Here is an 18,567-nt window from a genome sequence, read left to right on the forward strand (position 1 = left end):
AAAGATTATTGTAAAACGATGCGCTTATAAATATTAACGGTAATCAGGTAGTAGATTAAATAGAGCCCGGCAAAGATTAGGAACGGAATCCAAATCCCGGTGTAGGGTGAGGACACCATTAACATTGAGAACATCTTGAGGCCGAACAGAACGTGAATGACCCCAACGATTCCGGGTAAAATAAACAGAACCGCAATCTCTTTACGAATTGCTGAACGCTGTTGGTGAGCGGTCGTACCAATTTTGGCTAGCATTTGGTAACGGTGCTGATCGGCGTTGGCGCCGGATAGAATTTTGAACATCAGGCAACTAGCAAGCATGGCGAGAAACGCAATCCCTAGAAACAAGCCCATGAATTCCAATCCAGAATACATGCCGTTGATCATGACGTAGTTGCTGTAACGGCCCCCGAGGACGCCCGTTTTGATGCTCGGGTTGCGGTCGCTTTGGCTCTTAACGAGTTGCTTGAAGGTTGCCAAGTGGGCTGTCACGTCATCCGTGACAAAAATTGTCAACCGGTTTTGCGGTTCCGCCAATTTGGCGTAAGCAGCGTCTGATAAGAAGACCGGTGTCGTGTATTGGAACGCCGGTGTTTGTAATTGCATCAGCTGGTAACGTAACTGTGACTTGGCAAGTTGAGTAGCCTTTAAGCGTTGAGTCGTTGCATCAAGTGAGTTCCGACTTTCAAGTTTGATCGTTTGATACGGGTGTTGGTTGAATTCGCTGGCCCGGTAAAAAACGGTCTTTTGCTTGGTCTTAAAGTGGTAAGTTGTTTGTTCGGTTGGCTTGAGACTCGCTACTTTGCTTTGCTCGGCCTTCGTCATGTTGACGATTCCCATGTCGTAAGCGTTGCTGGACTTGGCCATTAGTGGCGTTTCGCGGTGGAAGCCCATCCCGACGGTAATCGCGCCCAGTGCTAACGCGAACAACATGGCAACGATTGACAGCATCTTCGTGTAGTTCCGGATGCGGAAGCTTAGTTGTGAAAGGGTAAAGCCATTTAAACCGCGGTGCGCAAAAGCGAAGCGTTTTAACACGACCATTAACCAAACGAAGATGGCGTTAAACAGGCAGTAGGTCCCTAAAACGATGGTCACTAGCGCTAAACCGATTCCGGCCAATTGTAACGTGCCGAGGTTAGCCATCGCCCAGTAACCAATTGAAATCGAAACTAACCCAATGATAATTTGGGCCCATTGCCGACCAGCTTTGAGCTGTGGTCGGTTGGGTTGGTCGTTACTGTGTAATAGTTTCAACGCCGGCGTTTTAGTTAACGCAATTAAGTTGAACAATCCGGCTAGTAAGAATAAACCAACGTACAAGATCAAAGTCGCCAGGGCGGCTGGGAGGTACCAGGCGGCTAACTTGTGAATCGAGAGACCCAGGGCGTTGATCAGCAATTGACTAATCCCGGCGGTAAGGGCGGTCCCCACGATGATTCCGACGAGCGTTGCGATGATTCCCACAAGCAAAGTTTCTAGCCAAATTAATTGACCAATTTTACGTTTGCGGGCCCCGACGAGCATGAATAACCCGTAGTCGCGCTTACGCATACTCAATAGGAACGAATTAGCGTAACTAATGTAAACTAACGTGATGATGGTTAATAAGACTGAGCCAAATTGGAAAATAAAGCCGACCATACTAATGGACGTATTTTGTTTTAAGAAGGCTTGATTGGTTGCGAGTGCTTCGAACATGTAGAAGATCGCGCTGGACATGATTAACCCTGAAAATAAAACGAGGTAGTCGCGCCAGCGGTGTTTAAGCCCCGATACTGCTAGTTTTGTTAACATAGTAAACTCCTTTTTAAATCCCGATTATTGTTCGAAGGTGCCGAGGTTGTCCAAAATTTGTTGGTAGAAGTCGGCCCGACTTGCCGTGCCCCGTTTCAATTCTTGCCCAATTTGGCCGTCCTTGATGAACAGGATTCGTTGGCAGAAACTGGCGGAAAACGGATCATGTGTCACGAGCAGGATGGAAACTGCTTGGCGTTGGTTAATGGTCGTAAATAGGTCCATTAATTCGCGGGCGGATTTTGAATCAAGCGCCCCGGTTGGTTCGTCACCAAACAGCATTGCGGGTTCGTTGATCAAAGCCCGGGCGGCGGCCACTCGTTGCTTTTGGCCACCGGATAATTCATTGGGATAGTTGCTTAAGAATTCGGCAATTCCCAGTTGGCCGGCCACTTTTTCAACCGCCGGCTTGATTTGCTTAGTCGGTGTATTTTGTAAGGTTAGCGGTAGGGCGATGTTTTCAAAGGCCGTCATGGTTTCTAGTAAGTTAAAGTCTTGGAAAATGAAACCAATTTCCTTGGCCCGAAAGTCGGCTAACTGGTTACCCTTGAGGTGGGTAATCGGCTGCTGGTGAATCGTGACTTCACCGCTAGTCGGCTTATCAAGGGTTGCTAACATGTTGAGTAAGGTCGTTTTACCGGAACCGGAAGCGCCCATGATGCCGACGAATTCGCCAGCTTGAACGTTAAAGTCAATTCCTTTGAGTGCTTCGTATTGTTTCGTGCCGGGCTTGCCGTAAGTTTTGTGGAGGTCGGTAACCGTCATAATTGGTGTCGTTGTCATAATGAAACTCCTTTTTTGTGGTTGTTAGTTTGTTATTTGGTTGATTACTTATGTAACTAACTATAAAGGCAACTAGCCTACCTGTCAACTAGTAACCTCAAATTTTTTATCATTAGCCGGCTAATCGTTGATATGATCGCGTTTGTTGGCTGGGGTAATTGGGGACTGATACGTGTCAGGAGAGCAAAATAAGGGTTAGTTAGTTCGTTACTAGCAGCCGGTGTAACTAACTAAGTCTCAAAATGAAGGTGGAAAGGTAGTGCGTTGGTTTGGAAACTTACCGGTTTTTAATTGAAATTTGGCCCCGGCTAGCCTAAAATTACGAGTGCTAATTATTAATCGGTTAAATTAATCATTAAATTATAGGAGGCGCTTTTTTGAAAACCATACTCGTATTACATACTGGTGGCACGATTGCCATGTCGGCGGACGCCGCTGGTAACGTGACTCCCGGTGCCGAAAACCCCTTGGATCAATATCAGAGCTCGTTTGGTGCGGACATTCAGTTGGAAACCGAGGACGTCTTCAACATTCCGTCGCCGCACGTGACACCAACGGAAATGCTACGCTTGAAACAGCGCATTGATAAGGCGGCGCACGAAGGGGTGGACGGGGTCGTCATTACCCACGGAACTGATACGTTGGAAGAGACGGCCTACTTTTTAGATTTAACGTTGCCAAACGAACTGGCAGTCGTGGTCACGGGGGCGATGCGTTCGGCCAACGAAATTGGTTCCGACGGGTTGCATAATTTGGAAACCGCGATCCAAACGGCCAGCAGTCCGGACGCCGCTGACAAGGGCGTACTGGTCGTGATGAACGATGAAATCCATTCCGCGCGTTACGTGACCAAGACCCATACGACCAACGTGGCTACTTTTCGGACGCCGACCTTTGGCCCGATTGGTTTGGTGGCCAAGCAGGGGGTTGTTTTCTTCGAAACGTTATTGCGGTCGACGGTTTGCCCGATTCAAACGGTTACCGACAACGTTTTTCTCATTAAAGCGTACGCGGGGATGGGGCCCGAATTGTTTGATGCCATTGCCCAGCCAAGTACCCACGGGGTCGTGATTGAAGCCCTCGGTGCGGGAAACTTACCACCAGCAACGCTCCCGGCCGTGCAAAAGTTATTGGATATGAATATTCCGGTCGTGTTAGTTTCCCGGTGCTTCAACGGGATTGCGCAGGACGTGTACGCCTATGAAGGTGGGGGCGTGCAGTTGAAGCGGATGGGGGTAATTTTTTGCCAGGGCTTGAATGGTCAAAAGGCGCGCATCAAACTGTTGGTGGGCGTGAGTGCTGGCATGTCGGCGGACGAACTAGCCCGCTTCGTAGCGACTGCGAACTCGTAGTGACAGCATTTTAATTAAGTTGGATTTTTAACACTACAAGAGGCTGTGATATTAGTAGCCTCTGCACAAGCAAATAGGACGAGTAACCGAATTTGGGTTGCTCGTCCTATTTGCTTAGGTTCTATGATATATGATGTTGATCTGCTAACAAAGATGCCAGTTGAGTTTTCAAGAATTCTCAGTCAGCGTAGCTGATAATTATTGGTTGAGTAAGTTTTGCCGAATCAGACGGAGAATGTAGCGTTCATGGAGCAAGTTGCCGTGCCGAATATCAGCCGTATTAACGGTCATTTGCGTGTAGCGCTTAGCCTGGTTCATGAAGAGCTGACCACCCGCCGTGACGCTGGAAAGCGGCACGACCTGATCGTCCCCCGCACTCGTATCACCAGCGACGTTGACCACGGCGTGGAGGGCCTTAAAGGCTTGACGGTGCTGACGCAACGGCGTAAATAATTCCCGGTCGGGATGCGCTTGGTCGGTCCCTAAAAAGGGCGTACCAAGTAGCATTAAGTCGTGGATTGGCAGGGCCTTGGAAGGTGCTAAGCCAGCGAGATAACGGCTCCAAATCAGACCCCCGTTGGAATAACCGAGGGCGTTAGCCGTGGTGAGCCGGTAACGGCGTTTTAACTGGGTCAACGCCTTTGCTAGGCCGTTCGTTTGCGTCACGATGTTGGCGTTGCTATCGGTACTGTTCTCAAAGTAAATCACGATGAGGGTGTCGTTTAAATCGGTATTATTGACGCGGGTGTGCTGAAATTCAATTTGTTGCTGGTCCGTGACGGTCACGTTGATCACCGGGTGCGGATGTTGTGTATCGAGTCCCGCGATGATGTCGTTAAAATCAGTGCGGGTGCTATCGCTGCCCGCAATCATGATCAGCGGCCGCTTTTGTTGGGTCGTCACGTGACTTGATTGGTCATGGTTGAACTGGGTTGCCAAGCCGATTCCCAGGACGGCCAAAACGAAGACGGCGGCCACGATTCCGCTCCAGATTAGTTTTTTGGACATGGCGTCACCTCACTGACACATTTTAGAAGCGTTCGGCAATAATTGGCCGGTCGTGGCGGTCCTGAAGGTCGCGGTTGTTCGGCTGGAAGCGCGCCTGATAATCCGCCAGCTGTTGCGCACCGAGCATGACAGCATCGGCACAAACGTACCATTCAACGCCTTCACTTAACGGGGGCGTGGTTAGGGAGCCGAGATAGTGGTAGACGGTGCCGGTTGTCGGAAGGAGCGGTGTTAGGTTGACTGGTTCAGTTAGCTCGTGGCTAGCGTTGGGCGTCATTTGATCAAGAAGGGCCTGAAAAGCCGGGTTGGGTTTACCGACGCGCCCAAAAATTGCGATAACGGCCAATTGCCCGCTGGCACTTTGGTGAACGAGGTGCCATTCAATTGGCGCCCGCTGCCCATCCAGCACGTGTTCTGCGGGAACGTGAAAGTGCAACTGCTGAAAGGCAAAGTCGCGGTCGTTGAGGTAGGCGGCACCGGTACCGGGCGCTTTGAGCGTCGTGGCTTCACCGCTGATGCTGGTGGCTTGATAGAGCGCCCGCCAACTAATGGCAGCGAGTTGTGAGGCCTGCGTTTCAGCGGAATTAATCGCGATTGGGGATTGCTGGTTGCCACTGGTAAACGCCCAAGCGGCCTGGTTTGCGTAGTTAAGTGTCATGTAAAAACCTCCATAAAGTAACGTTTGCATTGTTACCTCGATTATACTCGTTTTCTGGTGATTGCAAGTGAACCGGCGTGCAACCGCCCCCGACCGTTAAGTTGAATAATTTCAACAGGCGGGATATTCGGCGTAGCGGGGGGACAATGGTAGAATGGAAAGTGGAAAACTGAAAAGTAAAGGTGGCCTTTAAATGGCAAAAGAACGATTACTAACGATGCAACGCGGAATTAATTTCCGAGAACTCGGCGGCTATTCAACGATGGATGGTCGTACAATTAAATGGCACAAACTGATGCGAACTGGCAGTTTAGCCGATTTAACGGCCCAAGACCAGCAATTCTTGGATGATTACGGTGTCCGCTACGACGTGGATTTCCGTTCCCCGCAAGAAGTACTGGATGAACCGGACCGGGTGCCAGGTAACGCGAAGTATATTTATGCGCCGGTCTTTAACGTTGATGAAACTAAGAATTCCGACGGAACGGACAAAATGACCGCGAACTTGGAGAAAAAACCGGATAGTGGCTTTGAACACATGTTGAAAGTTTACCGGATGATTGTCACTGAACAGCACGCGAAGGACGAATACCGGCGCTTCTTCGACACCCTGCTGGCCAATGACCGTCCGGATGAGACCCTCCTATTTCACTGCACGGCCGGTAAGGACCGCACGGGAATGGGCGCAATTTATTTATTGACGGCGCTGGGAGTTGACTTTAAGACGATTAAGCAAGATTACTTATTGACCAACGCGGCGTCCGTTAAGCGAATCGAGGGTGCCACGGCGGATGCTAAGGCGGCCGGTGCTTCAGCGGCAACCGTTGCTAGTATCCGCGCCCTGTGGTCAGTTGATGAGGCCTACTTAAACGCGGCCTTAACGGAAATTGAACACCAATCAGGGAACTTACCGCACTACTTACGTACGGAACTCAAACTAACCAAGCAGGAGTTAGCGGATTTACAAAAACTGTATTTAGATTAAAAGGAAGTGCAACATGCGATATTTAGCGAGTCCGAGTCATGATATTCGAACTAATTTGGCAATCGAAACCTATTTAATGGAAAATGCGGATCTGAGCGAACCCATTTTGTATTTTTACATTAACGATCCGTGCATTATTGTTGGCCGCTACCAAAACGTGTTAGCGGAAATTAATCAACGTTACGTTGAGGACCATAACATTACGCTGACCCGCCGGACCTCTGGCGGTGGGGCGGTTTTTGACGACCTTGGAAACGTTAGCTTTAGTTTTATTACGAAGGATGACGGCGACGGTTTTGGGAACTTTAAACGGTTCACGGACCCGGTCATCAACGCCCTCCACACGATGGGGGCGACCCGTGCTGAAATGAGTGGTCGTAACGACTTAGTCATTGACGGGAAAAAGTTCTCCGGAAACGCCATGCACGTGGAAAACGGCCGGATGTTCTCTCACGGGACGTTAATGTACGATGTCGACCAAACGCAAATTGCAAAGGCTCTAAACGTTCCGGCCGATAAGATTGCTTCCAAGGGCATTAAATCGGTTCGAAGCCGGGTGACGAACTTACGGCCGTACTTAGCGCCCGACTACCAGCACCTAACGATTGAAGAATTTCGGGATATCTTAGCGCGCGAAATTTTAGGGGTTAGTGATTTGAGCCAGGCTAAGCACTACGAATTAGATGCCGTTGCCCAAGCCGGCGTGGAACGCCTGAATCAGAAGTACTTCCGGAACCACGACTGGATCTACGGTGCGGAACCGGATTTCACGGTCAAGCACCGGCAACACTTTGATGGCGGGACGGTTGAATTTCGGTTAGCCATTCAGGCTGGCAAGATTGCCGCAACGACGATTTACGGGGACTTTTTCGGCGCGCAACCGGTTCAAACAGTGATCGACCACTTACAGGGAGTCACTTACGATCCCGCCGCAGTTGCAACGGCGTTAGGCGACCTCGACTTGACCAACTATTTTGGCAAAATCGAACCTAGTGCAATTGTTCATTTGATTACGGATCAGGATGCGTAAAGCGTCCCATCCGAATAACCGCGTTCCGGGGGCTTGCGGTTGCTAGTCGGCTTGAAGGCTATTAGTAGCAAGCTAATCTTCCGGTTTGGCGGTTACGACCTTGTTTTTGAAAACGCTTAAATAACCTTTGCTTTCCTTAGTGAAATCTATTACAATATAGATATTGAATTTAAAATAATATATTTTTCGACTATTAATTAACGAGGGAGTTGTTTTCAATGCATCAATTTATTGGCTTAGTCGGGACTAACTCGACCAATTCAACTAATCGGCAGTTGCTTCAATACATGCACAATCATTTTGCGGACCAGGCAACGATTGAGTTAATGGAAATCAAGGACTTACCGATGTTCAACAAGCCGCAGGACCGGAAAATTCCGGCCAAGGCGCAGGCGATGGCGGACAAGATTGCCAAAGCCGACGGGGTCATTATCAGTACGCCAGAATACGATCATTCGGCACCGGCCGTTTTAATGAACGCACTGGAATGGCTGTCATTCCATATTCATCCGTTTGTTGATAAGCCAGTTATGATTATTGGGGCCTCCTACGGTTCGCTGGGGACATCACGGGCTCAAGCACATCTGCGGCAGATTTTGGATTCACCAGAATTACGGGCCCGGATTATGCCTAGTTCGGAATTCTTATTGGGCCACTCGTTACAAGCGTTTGACGATGACGGTAACTTAAAGGACGAACAAAAGGCGGCCAAATTATCAGGCTTATTCGATGATTTCCAGACTTTCGTTGAGATCACTAAGAAGCTGTCCAATGCCAACGCTACGACTTATCAAGAAGTTCGCGATTTAGACTGGGCTAATCTATAGAGGGGAGTTTTAAACATGAAATTAGTTGGAATTGCGGGGACGGTTGAAGACCAATCATATAACCGGACCTTATTAAAGTTCATTGCAAACCACTGCAGTTCAATGGCGGATATTGAAGTGCTCGACATTCAAGACGTCCCAATGTTTAACCAAAGTGACGACCAAACGGAAAGCGAAGCCGTTCAGTACTTAAAGAACAAAATCTTGCAAGCAGACGGGGTTATTTTAGCGACGCCCGAACATAACCATACAATTACGGCCGCGTTAAAGAGTGTCATTGAATGGCTTTCATTTAAAATTCACCCACTATCAGGTAAGCCCGTCATGATCGTCGGGGCGTCCTATTATGATCAAGGTTCTTCGCGGGCCCAGTTAAACTTGCGCCAAATTCTGGAATCGCCCGGCGTGGATGCGGTCGTGATGCCCGGTAACGAATTCTTACTTGGTAAAGTTAAGGAAGCCTTTGATGAGCAGGGCAACCTTAAGGATCAGGGGACGGTCAAGTTTCTCCAAGAAACGTTAACCAAGTTCTTGAAGTTCGTTAAGGTGATCAATAAGTTGAACGCGCGGAACAATCCCGACGACTGGGAAAGTGAAGACCTCGAAGCGCAGGGTGAAGTTGATACGACCATTAAGGGTGTCGACATGCACGCGGCGGACTGGGTTGAACAAGCCGCTGCTAAGACCAACGCTGCGGAAGGTGACGACTACGTTAAGCTGGACCGCGGGGTGCTGACCGTCAACCAGTTAAACTGGTTCTTGAACTCAATGCCAATGGAACTGACTTATGCGGATGAAAACAACCAGTTCCTCTACTATAACCATCAGATGGACGCGGACCAAATGCTGGCTTCCAGAACGCCGGCTCAAGCGGGGAACCCGTTAGCCGATTGTCATCCGAAGCGGGCGATTGACCACGTTAAGCAGGCCGTTAACATGTTACGTAGCGGCAAGACCGACCTCTTCAAGCTTCCGGTTCCCGGCATGGGACCTGATAAGTACATCATGCACTACTACCAAGCTTTGCATAATGACCAGGGGACCTATAAGGGGATTAACGAGTTCGTACTCGACTTAATGCCAATCGTTAACTACTACTTGAAGCAAACCGGCCAAACGTTAGCACCGGATCCGAACGCGAAAACCGATAGCGTTTCGGGTGCTTCCGCTAACGCCGCGGCCCCACAACAACCAGATGGTGTTTCGGGTGCCTCAGCCGATACGTCCGCACCGGCGCCGAAACCGGCTGCCAAACCGGAACCAGCAGTTGATAGCGTTTCGGGCGCTTCTTCAAACAGCTAAATTAATTGAATCTGTGTATCTAGACCTAACCGGGTTATGCCGGTTAGGCCTTTTTTTATTGTTCGGAAATTGAACTATAAAAGTATTTATAAACAATTTCAGTTTTAAAGGCGAACGGTTAGCCAGTAGTTCAGTTATCACCGGTGATTTAGTATCATAATTGTTGAAAGATTAGTTTATAAGTCATTTAGCTTAAAAATAAAAACACGAACATTAAAATGTTTGTAACTGGATAAAGTTAAGAAATTCGTTGACAGTGAATGGTCGGATTGCTAAAATGATGGTGAAAACGAAGAAAGAGGGATGAAGATGGCGAAAGTTGGTTTAATCATGGGGTCAATTTCAGACTGGTCGACGATGCGGGTCACGGCTGACCAGTTGACGGCCCTTGGAATTACGTACGAGCGGCACGTGATTTCAGCACACCGGATGCCCCAAACGTTACAAAGTTATGGCGAGCAGGCGGCGGCAAACGGGTTACAAGTTTTAATTGCGGGCGCGGGTGGCGCGGCCCACTTACCCGGAATGTTAGCTGCTAACACCGTACTACCCGTCATTGGGGTTCCGGTTAAGAGTCGGGCGCTCAATGGCATGGATTCCTTACTTTCAATTGTTCAAATGCCAGGAGGTGTCCCGGTTGCAACGATGGCGATTGGTGAAGCGGGGGCTAAAAATGCGGCCCTCCTTGCCGCCCAAATCTTGGGGCTCCAAGATGAACGGATTCAACAAGCGGTCATTGCGTTTCGAGCTCAACAACGTCAGGAGGCTGAACAAAGTGAACGGCAGTTATGAGCAACCAATTTTACCGCCAGCCACGATTGGAATCGTTGGCGGTGGGCAACTCGGCCAAATGATGGCCCTCAGTGCGAAGGCGATGGGGTATCAAGTGGGGGTTTTAGACCCGACCCCGAAGGCACCCGCGGCCCAGGTAGCGGATTTTCAAATTGTTGCGGATTATCAGAATCAGGCGGCGTTAATGGATTTGGCGCGGCGCAGTGACGTTTTGACTTATGAATTTGAAAACGTTGATGAGGCGGCGTTGACTGCGGCCCAACAGTATGTGGCCTTGCCGCAGGGAACGGCGCTACTGCACATCACGGGCAACCGGCTCCACGAAAAGCAATTTTTACACGACAACGGCATCCCGGTCACGCCGTTTGCGCCGGTCACGGACTTACAAACGTTACAGTACGCGATGAACCGGGTCGGAACGCCAGCCATCTTAAAAACGGCTAGTGGCGGTTACGATGGTCACGGTCAGTTGGACCTCAACCAGGCCGTGGTGCCAGCGGAGGCGCAGGCCCTGTTGAAGCACAGTTGTATTTTAGAAGCCCGTCAGGAATTCCGCGCGGAAGTGTCAATCATGGTTACGCGGAGTGCCAACGGGGTGGTCACGACGTTCCCACTAGTTGAAAACCGCCATCAGCATCACATTTTGCACACGACGATTGCGCCAGCGAACGTCGCGCCCAGTGTTCATGATCAAGCGCGGAAGATTGCGGTCTCCATCGCGCAAGCCTTGGAATTACGGGGCGTTTTGGGAATCGAATTTTTTGTCTTGCCGGATGACCGCCTCCTCGTTAATGAGCTGGCGCCACGGCCCCATAATTCGGGCCACTATACGATTGAAGCGTGCAACGTCTCGCAATTTGAAGCCCACATTCGCAGCATTTGTGGTCTCCCAATTCCGGCCATCACGCAACACAGTCCCGCGGTTATGCGTAATTTACTCGGTGATGATTTAACGGTAGCCCGCCAACGGCTGATTGACCATCCCGAATGGCACTTCCACGATTACGGGAAGGCGGCCATTAAACCGCAACGTAAGATGGGACACGTCACCGTTTTGGATTCCAATATTGATCAGGCACTCGCATCGTTGGCTATTTTGAAGGGAGAACAATAATCATGACGGCAGCAATTGAGAAGGGCGACTTACTTTACACGGGTAAGGCAAAGGAAATGTACACCACGAATGATCCGGCAGTTTTATGGGTCGATTACTTGGACCAAGCGACGGCCTTAAACGGCAAGCGCAAGGTGGCGATTGATCAAAAGGGCTTATTGAATAACCGGATTTCTAGTTTGATTTTCCAGGATTTAGCCCGGCACGGGATTCCCAACCACTTCATTAAGCAGCTTTCGGATCACGTTCAGCTCGTTAAACGCGTGAAGATGATCCCACTTGAAACGGTCGTTCGCAACGCCGCTTCGGGCAGCTTTGAACGGAAGTTTGCGGTGCCACACCTGACCAAATTTACCCAGCCCGTCCTCGAATTCTTCTATAAGAGTGACGCGTTAGACGACCCGTTTATCAATGATTCACAGGTGGCGGCCTTGCAAGTGGCGGATCAGGCGACGGTTGCTGAAATGAAGCGTCAAGCACTGCTAGTTAACGACCGGTTGAAGACGATTTTTGCCGAAATGGGCGTGCAATTAGTTGATTTTAAGATTGAATTTGGTTTAACCGCGGACGGGCAAGTCGTACTGGCAGACGAAATTTCGCCGGACAGTTGCCGGTTAGTGGATAACCAAACCCACCAATCACTGGATAAGGACGTTTTCCGGAAAAACTTGGGAGATTTGACGACCGTTTATCAAGAAGTCTTACAACGGTTAGCGACCGTTGAAGAGGGGGGCCAACACTAATGTACTTAGTTAAAATTTATGTGACCTATAAAGAATCAATTCTTGATCCAAAGGGCGAAGCGGTCAATGATGCGCTTCACCGCTTAGGCTATACCAACGTTAATGACGTGCAACTTGGCAAATACTTTGAATTAAAAATTAAGGCGGACGACCGACCAGTCGCGGCCGAAGTGGACGAAATGTGTGACCGTTTATTAGCCAACGTCAATATGGAACGTTACCGTTACGAAATTACTGAGATGGAGGCGTTATAGCCATGCGAGTTGCCGTACCCGTATTTCCAGGTTCTAATTGTGACCACGACATGGTCAATGCACTGGTTGACGTTTTAAAAGTGGATGCCGTGCTGATTCCCGCAACCGAAACGGCGTTAACCGGATTTGACGCCGTTATTTTGCCCGGGGGCTTCTCCTACGGGGACTACTTACGGAGTGGCGCGATTGCCCGCTTTGCGCCCATCATGCAGGCGGTTCAAGCCTTTGCTGCCGCCGGCAAACCGGTGATGGGCATTTGCAATGGTTTTCAAGTGCTGACCGAGGCCGGACTATTGCCGGGGGCGTTACAAGCGAACCGTTCGTCTAAGTTTATTTGTCAAACGAGTGAACTGATCGTGACGAATAATCAAACCCGCTTCAGCAGGGCCTACGCACCACAAGCCCACATTCAATTACCAATCGCCCATGGTGAGGGTAACTACTATTGTGACGACGCGACCCTGGCTGAACTGCGGGCCAATCATCAAATCGTCTTTGAATATGCCGATAATCCCAACGGGAGCACCGCCAACATTGCTGGCATTACGAATAAGGCCGGGAACGTCCTCGGCATGATGCCCCATCCAGAACGGGCGGTCGAAACGATTTTAGGCTCGACCGACGGCTTAGGAATTTTCCAATCATTAATTGCCCACGCGCAGGAGGTAAGCCATGCTTAAACAGACTGAATTGACCCCCAGTGAGCTTCGCGACTCGAAAGCGTATCGTGACTGGGGCCTCACCGACGAAGAGTTTCAGATGATTAGTGAAAAGGTCCTGGGACGGTTACCAAATTATACGGAAGCCGGCCTCTTTTCCGGGATGTGGAGTGAACATTGTTCTTATAAAAACTCTAAACCGGTGCTTAAGAAATTTTGGACGCAGGGGGAACAAGTCTTAGAAGGGCCGGGTGAAGGCGCGGGCATTATTGACATTGGCGACGGTCAAGCGGTGGTGTTTAAGGCTGAAAGCCATAACCATCCGTCCGCCGTTGAACCGTACGAAGGCGCGGCCACCGGGGTTGGTGGCATCATTCGCGACATCTTTTCGATGGGCGCGCGGCCGATTGCGTTACTTGACAGCTTGCGGTTCGGTGAACCGGATGACGCCCATACCAAGTATTTAATTTCGCAAGTGGTCGCCGGTATCGGGGGCTACGGTAACTGTATCGGAATCCCAACCATTGGTGGGGACACCGTCTTTGATGCTTGTTACCAAAAAAATCCGTTGGTCAACGCCATGTGTGTCGGGATTTTAAACCAGGCCGATATTCAAAAGGGCCAGGCGACCGGGGTTGGCAACAGCGTCATTTACGTCGGGGCTAAAACTGGCCGGGACGGCATCAACGGGGCGTCGTTTGCATCGGCTGAATTTAACGACGCTAAGGACACCCAACGTTCCGCCGTGCAAGTTGGGGACCCGTTCATGGAAAAATTATTGATGGAAGCCTGCTTGGAAGTAATTCACGACCACCGCGACGTACTGATTGGTATTCAGGACATGGGGGCGGCTGGGTTAGTTTCGTCCTCAGCTGAAATGGCGTCTAAGGCGGGGAGCGGCCTCGAATTAAATTTGGACCTCGTACCGCAACGCGAAACGGGGATGACCCCGTTTGAATTGATGCTGTCTGAATCGCAGGAACGGATGTTGCTCTGCGTTAAAGCCGGTGCCGAAGCTGAAATTTACCAAGTGTTTGAAAAATACGGCTTAGACGCGGTCACGATTGGTAAGGTGACGGCTGGACATCAGTACCAGCTCTTCCACCATGGCAAACTTGTGGCTGACGTCCCGGTGGATGCGCTGGCAACTAAAGCGCCAGTTTATTACCGCGAAAAGAAACGCCCGAGCCGCTTGAATCATCAAAGCCACCACCAGTTTATGCCCCGGATCGTTGACGCGACCGGCACGTTTAAACAGTTATTACAACAACCGACGATTGCGTCTAAGCGCTCATTATACGAAACTTACGATTCGCAAGTCCAAACCAACACCGTCGTTAAACCGGGTTCCGACGCCGGCGTCATTCGAATTCGCCACACGGATAAAGCACTGGCCGTGACGACTGACGTGAACGGCCGCTACCTCTATTTGAATCCGCGGGTCGGTGGTGAAATTGCGGTGGCCGAAGCGGCCCGTAACATTGTCGCTTCCGGGGGCCAACCGCTCGGGATTACCGACTGCTTGAACTATGGTAATCCGGAAAAACCCGAACAATTTTACGACCTCGACGAATCGGCGATGGGCATTGCCCGGGCGTGCCAGCTCTTTAACACGCCGGTCATTTCCGGCAACGTTTCGTTGAATAATGAATCCAACGGGGAAGCCATTTACCCGACCCCGATGATCGGGATGGTGGGGCTGATTAAACACCAAAAAGATATTACGACGCAGGACTTTAAACACGCCGGTGATGCCGTTTACGTTCTGGGTGAGACCGGGTCCGATTTTAACGGAACCGAGTTACAGAAGATGTTAACGGGTGAAATTGCCGGGGAGTTATTTGAATTTGACTTAGTGACTGAAAACCAAAACCAACGCCTTCTATTACGGGCCATTCAAAAGGGGCTGGTCGCTAGCGCCCACGACGTTTCCGAAGGGGGCTTGATTGTGACCATTGCTGAAAGTTGTTTTGGGAACGGCTTCGGGGTCAACTTGAAGAGTACGTTACCATCAGTTGATTTCTTCTCCGAAACCCAGTCGCGTTTCGTAGTTTCGGTTACGCCGGAACACCAAGCCGCCTTTGAACAATTAATGGAACCGTACGCAACGTATTTAGGACAAACGACGGCCGATGATCGTTTGTTAGTGACGACCGCTGATCAGCCGTTTGACGTCCCGGTTAGTTTTGCCAAACAACTTTGGGAAGGGGCCTTAGCATGCCGACTGAAGTAAAGAGTTTAAACGAAGAGTGTGGATTATTTGGTGTCTGGGGTTCCCCCGACGCGGCCCAGTTGACCTATTTTGGACTGCACGCGTTGCAACACCGTGGTCAAGAGGGCGCGGGCATTACCGCTAATGACCAGGGAACCTTGAAATCGGAACGCGGTTTTGGCTTACTTGCGGACGTTTTTCGCGACCCACGGCGCTTAGCCCGTTTGAAGGGCCAAGCGGCGGTTGGTCACGTCCGCTATACGACCGCTGGGAACCACGGCCTGGAAAATATTCAACCGCTGGGGTTTAACTTCAGCGATTGCCAGTTTGCACTCGCCCACAACGGAAACTTGACGAACGCGGTCACGTTGCGGCGGCGACTTGAACAACACGGCGCCATTTTTCACGCCAGTTCCGATAGTGAAATCTTAATGCACCTCGTTCGACGCAGTCCGGCGGCCAGTTTGACCGACCAAGTTAAGGACGCGTTGCGCCAAGTTCACGGGGGCTTTGCTTACCTGTTGATGACGAACGACCGGCTGTACGCGGCCTTGGATCCGAACGGCTTTCGGCCGCTGGTGGTCGGCCAACTCCCAACCGGCGGCTACGTCGTCTGTAGCGAAACCTGTGCCTTGGATGCGGTTGGGGCGCGATTTATTCAGGACGTTCAACCGGGGCAACTACTGACAATTGATGATGACGGTCTTAAAATTGACCACTACACGACCGACACGCAACTCGCGATTTGCTCGATGGAGTACATTTACTTTGCGCGGCCGGATTCGGATATTCACGGGGTGAACGTGCATTCCGCCCGCAAACGGATGGGAGCTCAGCTGGCCTTAGAACAACCGGTAGACGCCGACATTGTCGTGGGGGTTCCAAATTCGTCATTATCAGCGGCAACCGGCTACGCGGAGGCGAGTGGCCTACCGTATGAAATGGGCCTCATTAAGAATCAGTATTCATCGCGAACGTTTATTCAACCTACCCAAGCTCTGCGGGAGCAAGGGGTGCGGATGAAGTTATCCGCCGTTAAGGGCGTCGTTGCCGGTAAACGGGTCGTTTTGATCGACGACTCAATTGTTCGGGGGACGACCAGTAAGCGCATCGTTAAATTGCTCAAAGACGCGGGCGCCAAAGCGGTCCACCTGCGGATCGCATCACCGCCACTGCGCTACCCGTGCTTCTACGGTATTGATATTCAAACGACTAAGGAGTTGATTGCGGCGCAACAATCGATTCCAGAAATGTGTCAAACCTTCGGCGCCGATTCACTAGGCTTCTTAAGTGAACAGGGCGTGATCGACGCGGTGGGACTGAACGTGGACGCGCCGTACGGGGGACTTTGCATGGCCTACTTTAACGGTGACTATCCGACCCCGTTATACGATTACCAAGCCGAATACGACGCGGAAATTCAACAGTTACAAGCTAAACAGAAGGGGTGAGCGCGTGAGTGATGCGTATAAAAAAGCGGGCGTGGACATTAACGCCGGCTATCAAGTCCTAAAAACCGTTAAGCAAATGAGTGGCAACGCCCAGTTGGGTGCGTTTGGCGGGCTCTTCCCGCTACAACCGGATCAAGTTGGTAACCACCCGGTGCTGGTTGCGGGGACGGACGGTGTCGGCACTAAGTTACTCGTGGCAATCGCGGCTAACCGCCACGATACCATCGGGATTGATTTGGTTGCCATGTGCGTCAATGATATTTTAGCGCAGGGCGCGGTTCCCCAATTTTTCCTAGATTATTTAGGCTTGGGACACACCGATCAAGCGCGGGTCAAAGCCATTTTAGCCGGAGTCGTCGCGGGCTGTGAACAAGCCCACACGACCCTGATTGGGGGCGAAACCGCCGAAATGCCCGATATGTACGGGTCCAATCATTACGACTTAGCTGGCTTTGCGGTCGGGGTCGCCAATGCGAGCGACCTGTTAAAACCGGAGAACGTTGCGGCCGGAGACGTTTTGATTGGCCTCCCTTCCAACGGACTGCATTCCAACGGCTTTAGCTTGGTTCGCGATATTCTATTTAAGCAACACGACTTCGCACTGACCCACGTTTTTGACGAACTGGGACACGACCTGCAAACCGAGCTGTTACGGCCAACTAAGATTTACGTGGATAGCGTGGTGCCCCTCTTACACCAACACTTGCTAGCGAGTGTGGCGCACATTACCGGTGGCGGTTTGATTGAAAACGTCGCCCGGGCGCTCCCAGCAAAGTTGACGGCGGAATTTAACGTCGGTAGCTGGCCAGTACCGCCAATCATGCCGTTACTAGCCCGATTGGGCCAGTTAACGACGGCGGACGTGCGCTCGACCTTCAACCTGGGACTCGGTATGGTGCTAATCGTGCATCCCCAGGATTTGGCGGCCGTTGCGGCAACCTTAAAGGCGCAGAACCAAGCGTTTTATCAAGTTGGGACCGTGCAAATGGGAGCGCCTGCCGTGACCTTTAAGGAGGCCCAGCATGACTAAAAAAATTGCGGTGTTTGCATCCGGCAACGGGACCAACTTTACGGCCCTACATCAAGCAATTTTGGATCGGCAGCTGCCCGTTAAAATTGACCTGCTCGTGTGTGACCAGCCGGACGCGCCGGTGATTACCAAGGCGCGTGCGCGCGCCGTTCCGGTTCTGATCGTTGACTTTCACGAGTACCAAAATAAAGCGGCCGCCGAAAGCATTATTTTGACGGCGTTACAAGCACACCGAATTGAGGCGGTGCTCCTTGCCGGGTACATGCGGATCATTGGCGCGACGCTACTGAACGCTTATCCGCATAAAATTATTAATTTACACCCGGCGTTACTGCCGAAGTTTCCAGGGCGCCACGGCATTGAAGATGCGTTTGCGGCGGGCGTTTCCGAGACCGGCGTCACAATTCATTTTATTGACGCGGGCATTGACACCGGCCAGATCATCGCGCAACGTCGAGTGCCGATTCTTCCGGACGACGACCTCGCGACCCTCGCGACCCGGATTCACGCGTGTGAGCACCAATTTTACCCAGACGTATTGCAATCACTGATTAATAAAGGAGCTATCTAA

Annotated in this window: 18 protein-coding genes; 14 read left to right on the top strand and 4 right to left on the bottom strand. The window is 50.9% G+C overall.

Annotation, left to right across the window (positions count from 1 at the left end; genetic code table 11):
• Positions 1–5: 5 nt before the first annotated feature.
• Together FFM79_RS06450 and FFM79_RS06455 are read right to left on the bottom strand one after the other, a co-directional pair.
• Positions 6–1,796, bottom strand: coding sequence for an FtsX-like permease family protein (locus FFM79_RS06450; protein ID WP_137642650.1), 1,791 nt, complete (start codon positions 1,794–1,796; stop codon positions 6–8).
• Between the two features lie 24 nt (positions 1,797–1,820).
• Entirely contained in the window at positions 1,821–2,579 is a 759-nt protein-coding gene (locus tag FFM79_RS06455; protein WP_137642651.1) for an ABC transporter ATP-binding protein, read from the bottom strand.
• A gap of 377 nt (positions 2,580–2,956) precedes the next feature.
• On the opposite strand from FFM79_RS06455, the gene FFM79_RS06460 reads away from it, so the two are divergent.
• Complete coding sequence (locus FFM79_RS06460) at positions 2,957–3,931, top strand: asparaginase (protein WP_137642652.1); 975 nt, start codon at positions 2,957–2,959, stop codon at positions 3,929–3,931.
• A 198-nt stretch (positions 3,932–4,129) separates the two neighbouring features.
• Here FFM79_RS06460 and FFM79_RS06465 read toward each other — a convergent pair whose 3' ends face one another.
• Both FFM79_RS06465 and FFM79_RS06470 read right to left on the bottom strand, forming a co-directional pair.
• Complete coding sequence (locus FFM79_RS06465) at positions 4,130–4,939, bottom strand: alpha/beta hydrolase (RefSeq protein WP_137642653.1); 810 nt, start codon at positions 4,937–4,939, stop codon at positions 4,130–4,132.
• A gap of 22 nt (positions 4,940–4,961) precedes the next feature.
• On the bottom strand, positions 4,962–5,597 hold the full coding sequence (locus FFM79_RS06470; RefSeq protein WP_137642654.1) for a carbonic anhydrase family protein: 636 nt from the start codon (positions 5,595–5,597) through the stop codon (positions 4,962–4,964).
• A gap of 193 nt (positions 5,598–5,790) precedes the next feature.
• On the opposite strand from FFM79_RS06470, the gene FFM79_RS06475 reads away from it, so the two are divergent.
• The 13 genes from FFM79_RS06475 (at position 5,791) to purN (ending at position 18,567) form a co-directional block, all read left to right on the top strand.
• Positions 5,791–6,582, top strand: a complete 792-nt coding sequence (locus FFM79_RS06475; protein WP_137642655.1) for a tyrosine-protein phosphatase — start codon at positions 5,791–5,793, stop codon at positions 6,580–6,582.
• 13 nt (positions 6,583–6,595) lie between these two features.
• Positions 6,596–7,612, top strand: a complete 1,017-nt coding sequence (gene lplA, locus FFM79_RS06480; RefSeq protein ID WP_137642656.1) for a lipoate--protein ligase — start codon at positions 6,596–6,598, stop codon at positions 7,610–7,612.
• 218 nt (positions 7,613–7,830) lie between these two features.
• Positions 7,831–8,439 carry an NADPH-dependent FMN reductase gene (locus FFM79_RS06485; RefSeq protein ID WP_137642657.1) on the top strand — a complete coding sequence of 203 codons (609 nt, stop codon included), beginning with the start codon at positions 7,831–7,833 and terminating at the stop codon, positions 8,437–8,439.
• A gap of 15 nt (positions 8,440–8,454) precedes the next feature.
• On the top strand, positions 8,455–9,741 hold the full coding sequence (locus tag FFM79_RS06490) for an NAD(P)H-dependent oxidoreductase (protein WP_137642658.1): 1,287 nt from the start codon (positions 8,455–8,457) through the stop codon (positions 9,739–9,741).
• 309 nt (positions 9,742–10,050) lie between these two features.
• Positions 10,051–10,533 carry a 5-(carboxyamino)imidazole ribonucleotide mutase gene (gene purE, locus FFM79_RS06495; protein ID WP_137642659.1) on the top strand — a complete coding sequence of 161 codons (483 nt, stop codon included), beginning with the start codon at positions 10,051–10,053 and terminating at the stop codon, positions 10,531–10,533.
• Positions 10,517–11,647 (top strand): 5-(carboxyamino)imidazole ribonucleotide synthase, encoded by a 1,131-nt coding sequence (gene purK / locus FFM79_RS06500; protein ID WP_137642660.1) that lies wholly within the window; start codon positions 10,517–10,519, stop codon positions 11,645–11,647. The genes purE and purK overlap by 17 nt, the downstream gene beginning before the upstream one ends.
• A gap of 2 nt (positions 11,648–11,649) precedes the next feature.
• The gene (purC, locus tag FFM79_RS06505; protein ID WP_137642661.1) at positions 11,650–12,390 is read left to right on the top strand and encodes a phosphoribosylaminoimidazolesuccinocarboxamide synthase; all 741 of its coding nucleotides are present in this window, start codon (positions 11,650–11,652) and stop codon (positions 12,388–12,390) included.
• Entirely contained in the window at positions 12,390–12,644 is a 255-nt protein-coding gene (gene purS, locus FFM79_RS06510; RefSeq protein WP_137642662.1) for a phosphoribosylformylglycinamidine synthase subunit PurS, read from the top strand. Before purC ends, purS begins: the two co-directional genes overlap by 1 nt.
• A 2-nt stretch (positions 12,645–12,646) precedes the next feature.
• Positions 12,647–13,324 carry a phosphoribosylformylglycinamidine synthase subunit PurQ gene (gene purQ, locus FFM79_RS06515; protein ID WP_137642663.1) on the top strand — a complete coding sequence of 226 codons (678 nt, stop codon included), beginning with the start codon at positions 12,647–12,649 and terminating at the stop codon, positions 13,322–13,324.
• A complete protein-coding gene (purL, locus tag FFM79_RS06520) occupies positions 13,317–15,536 on the top strand; it encodes a phosphoribosylformylglycinamidine synthase subunit PurL (protein WP_137642664.1) in 2,220 nt (739 codons plus the stop codon). The genes purQ and purL overlap by 8 nt, the downstream gene beginning before the upstream one ends.
• Positions 15,521–16,966 (top strand): amidophosphoribosyltransferase, encoded by a 1,446-nt coding sequence (purF, locus tag FFM79_RS06525; protein WP_137642665.1) that lies wholly within the window; start codon positions 15,521–15,523, stop codon positions 16,964–16,966. The genes purL and purF overlap by 16 nt, the downstream gene beginning before the upstream one ends.
• A gap of 4 nt (positions 16,967–16,970) precedes the next feature.
• A complete protein-coding gene (gene purM / locus FFM79_RS06530) occupies positions 16,971–17,996 on the top strand; it encodes a phosphoribosylformylglycinamidine cyclo-ligase (protein ID WP_137642666.1) in 1,026 nt (341 codons plus the stop codon).
• Entirely contained in the window at positions 17,989–18,567 is a 579-nt protein-coding gene (gene purN / locus FFM79_RS06535) for a phosphoribosylglycinamide formyltransferase (protein WP_137642667.1), read from the top strand. Before purM ends, purN begins: the two co-directional genes overlap by 8 nt.

Origin of the sequence: Lactiplantibacillus modestisalitolerans, from assembly GCF_005405425.1 — a bacterium.
Taxonomy (GTDB): domain Bacteria; phylum Bacillota; class Bacilli; order Lactobacillales; family Lactobacillaceae; genus Lactiplantibacillus; species Lactiplantibacillus modestisalitolerans.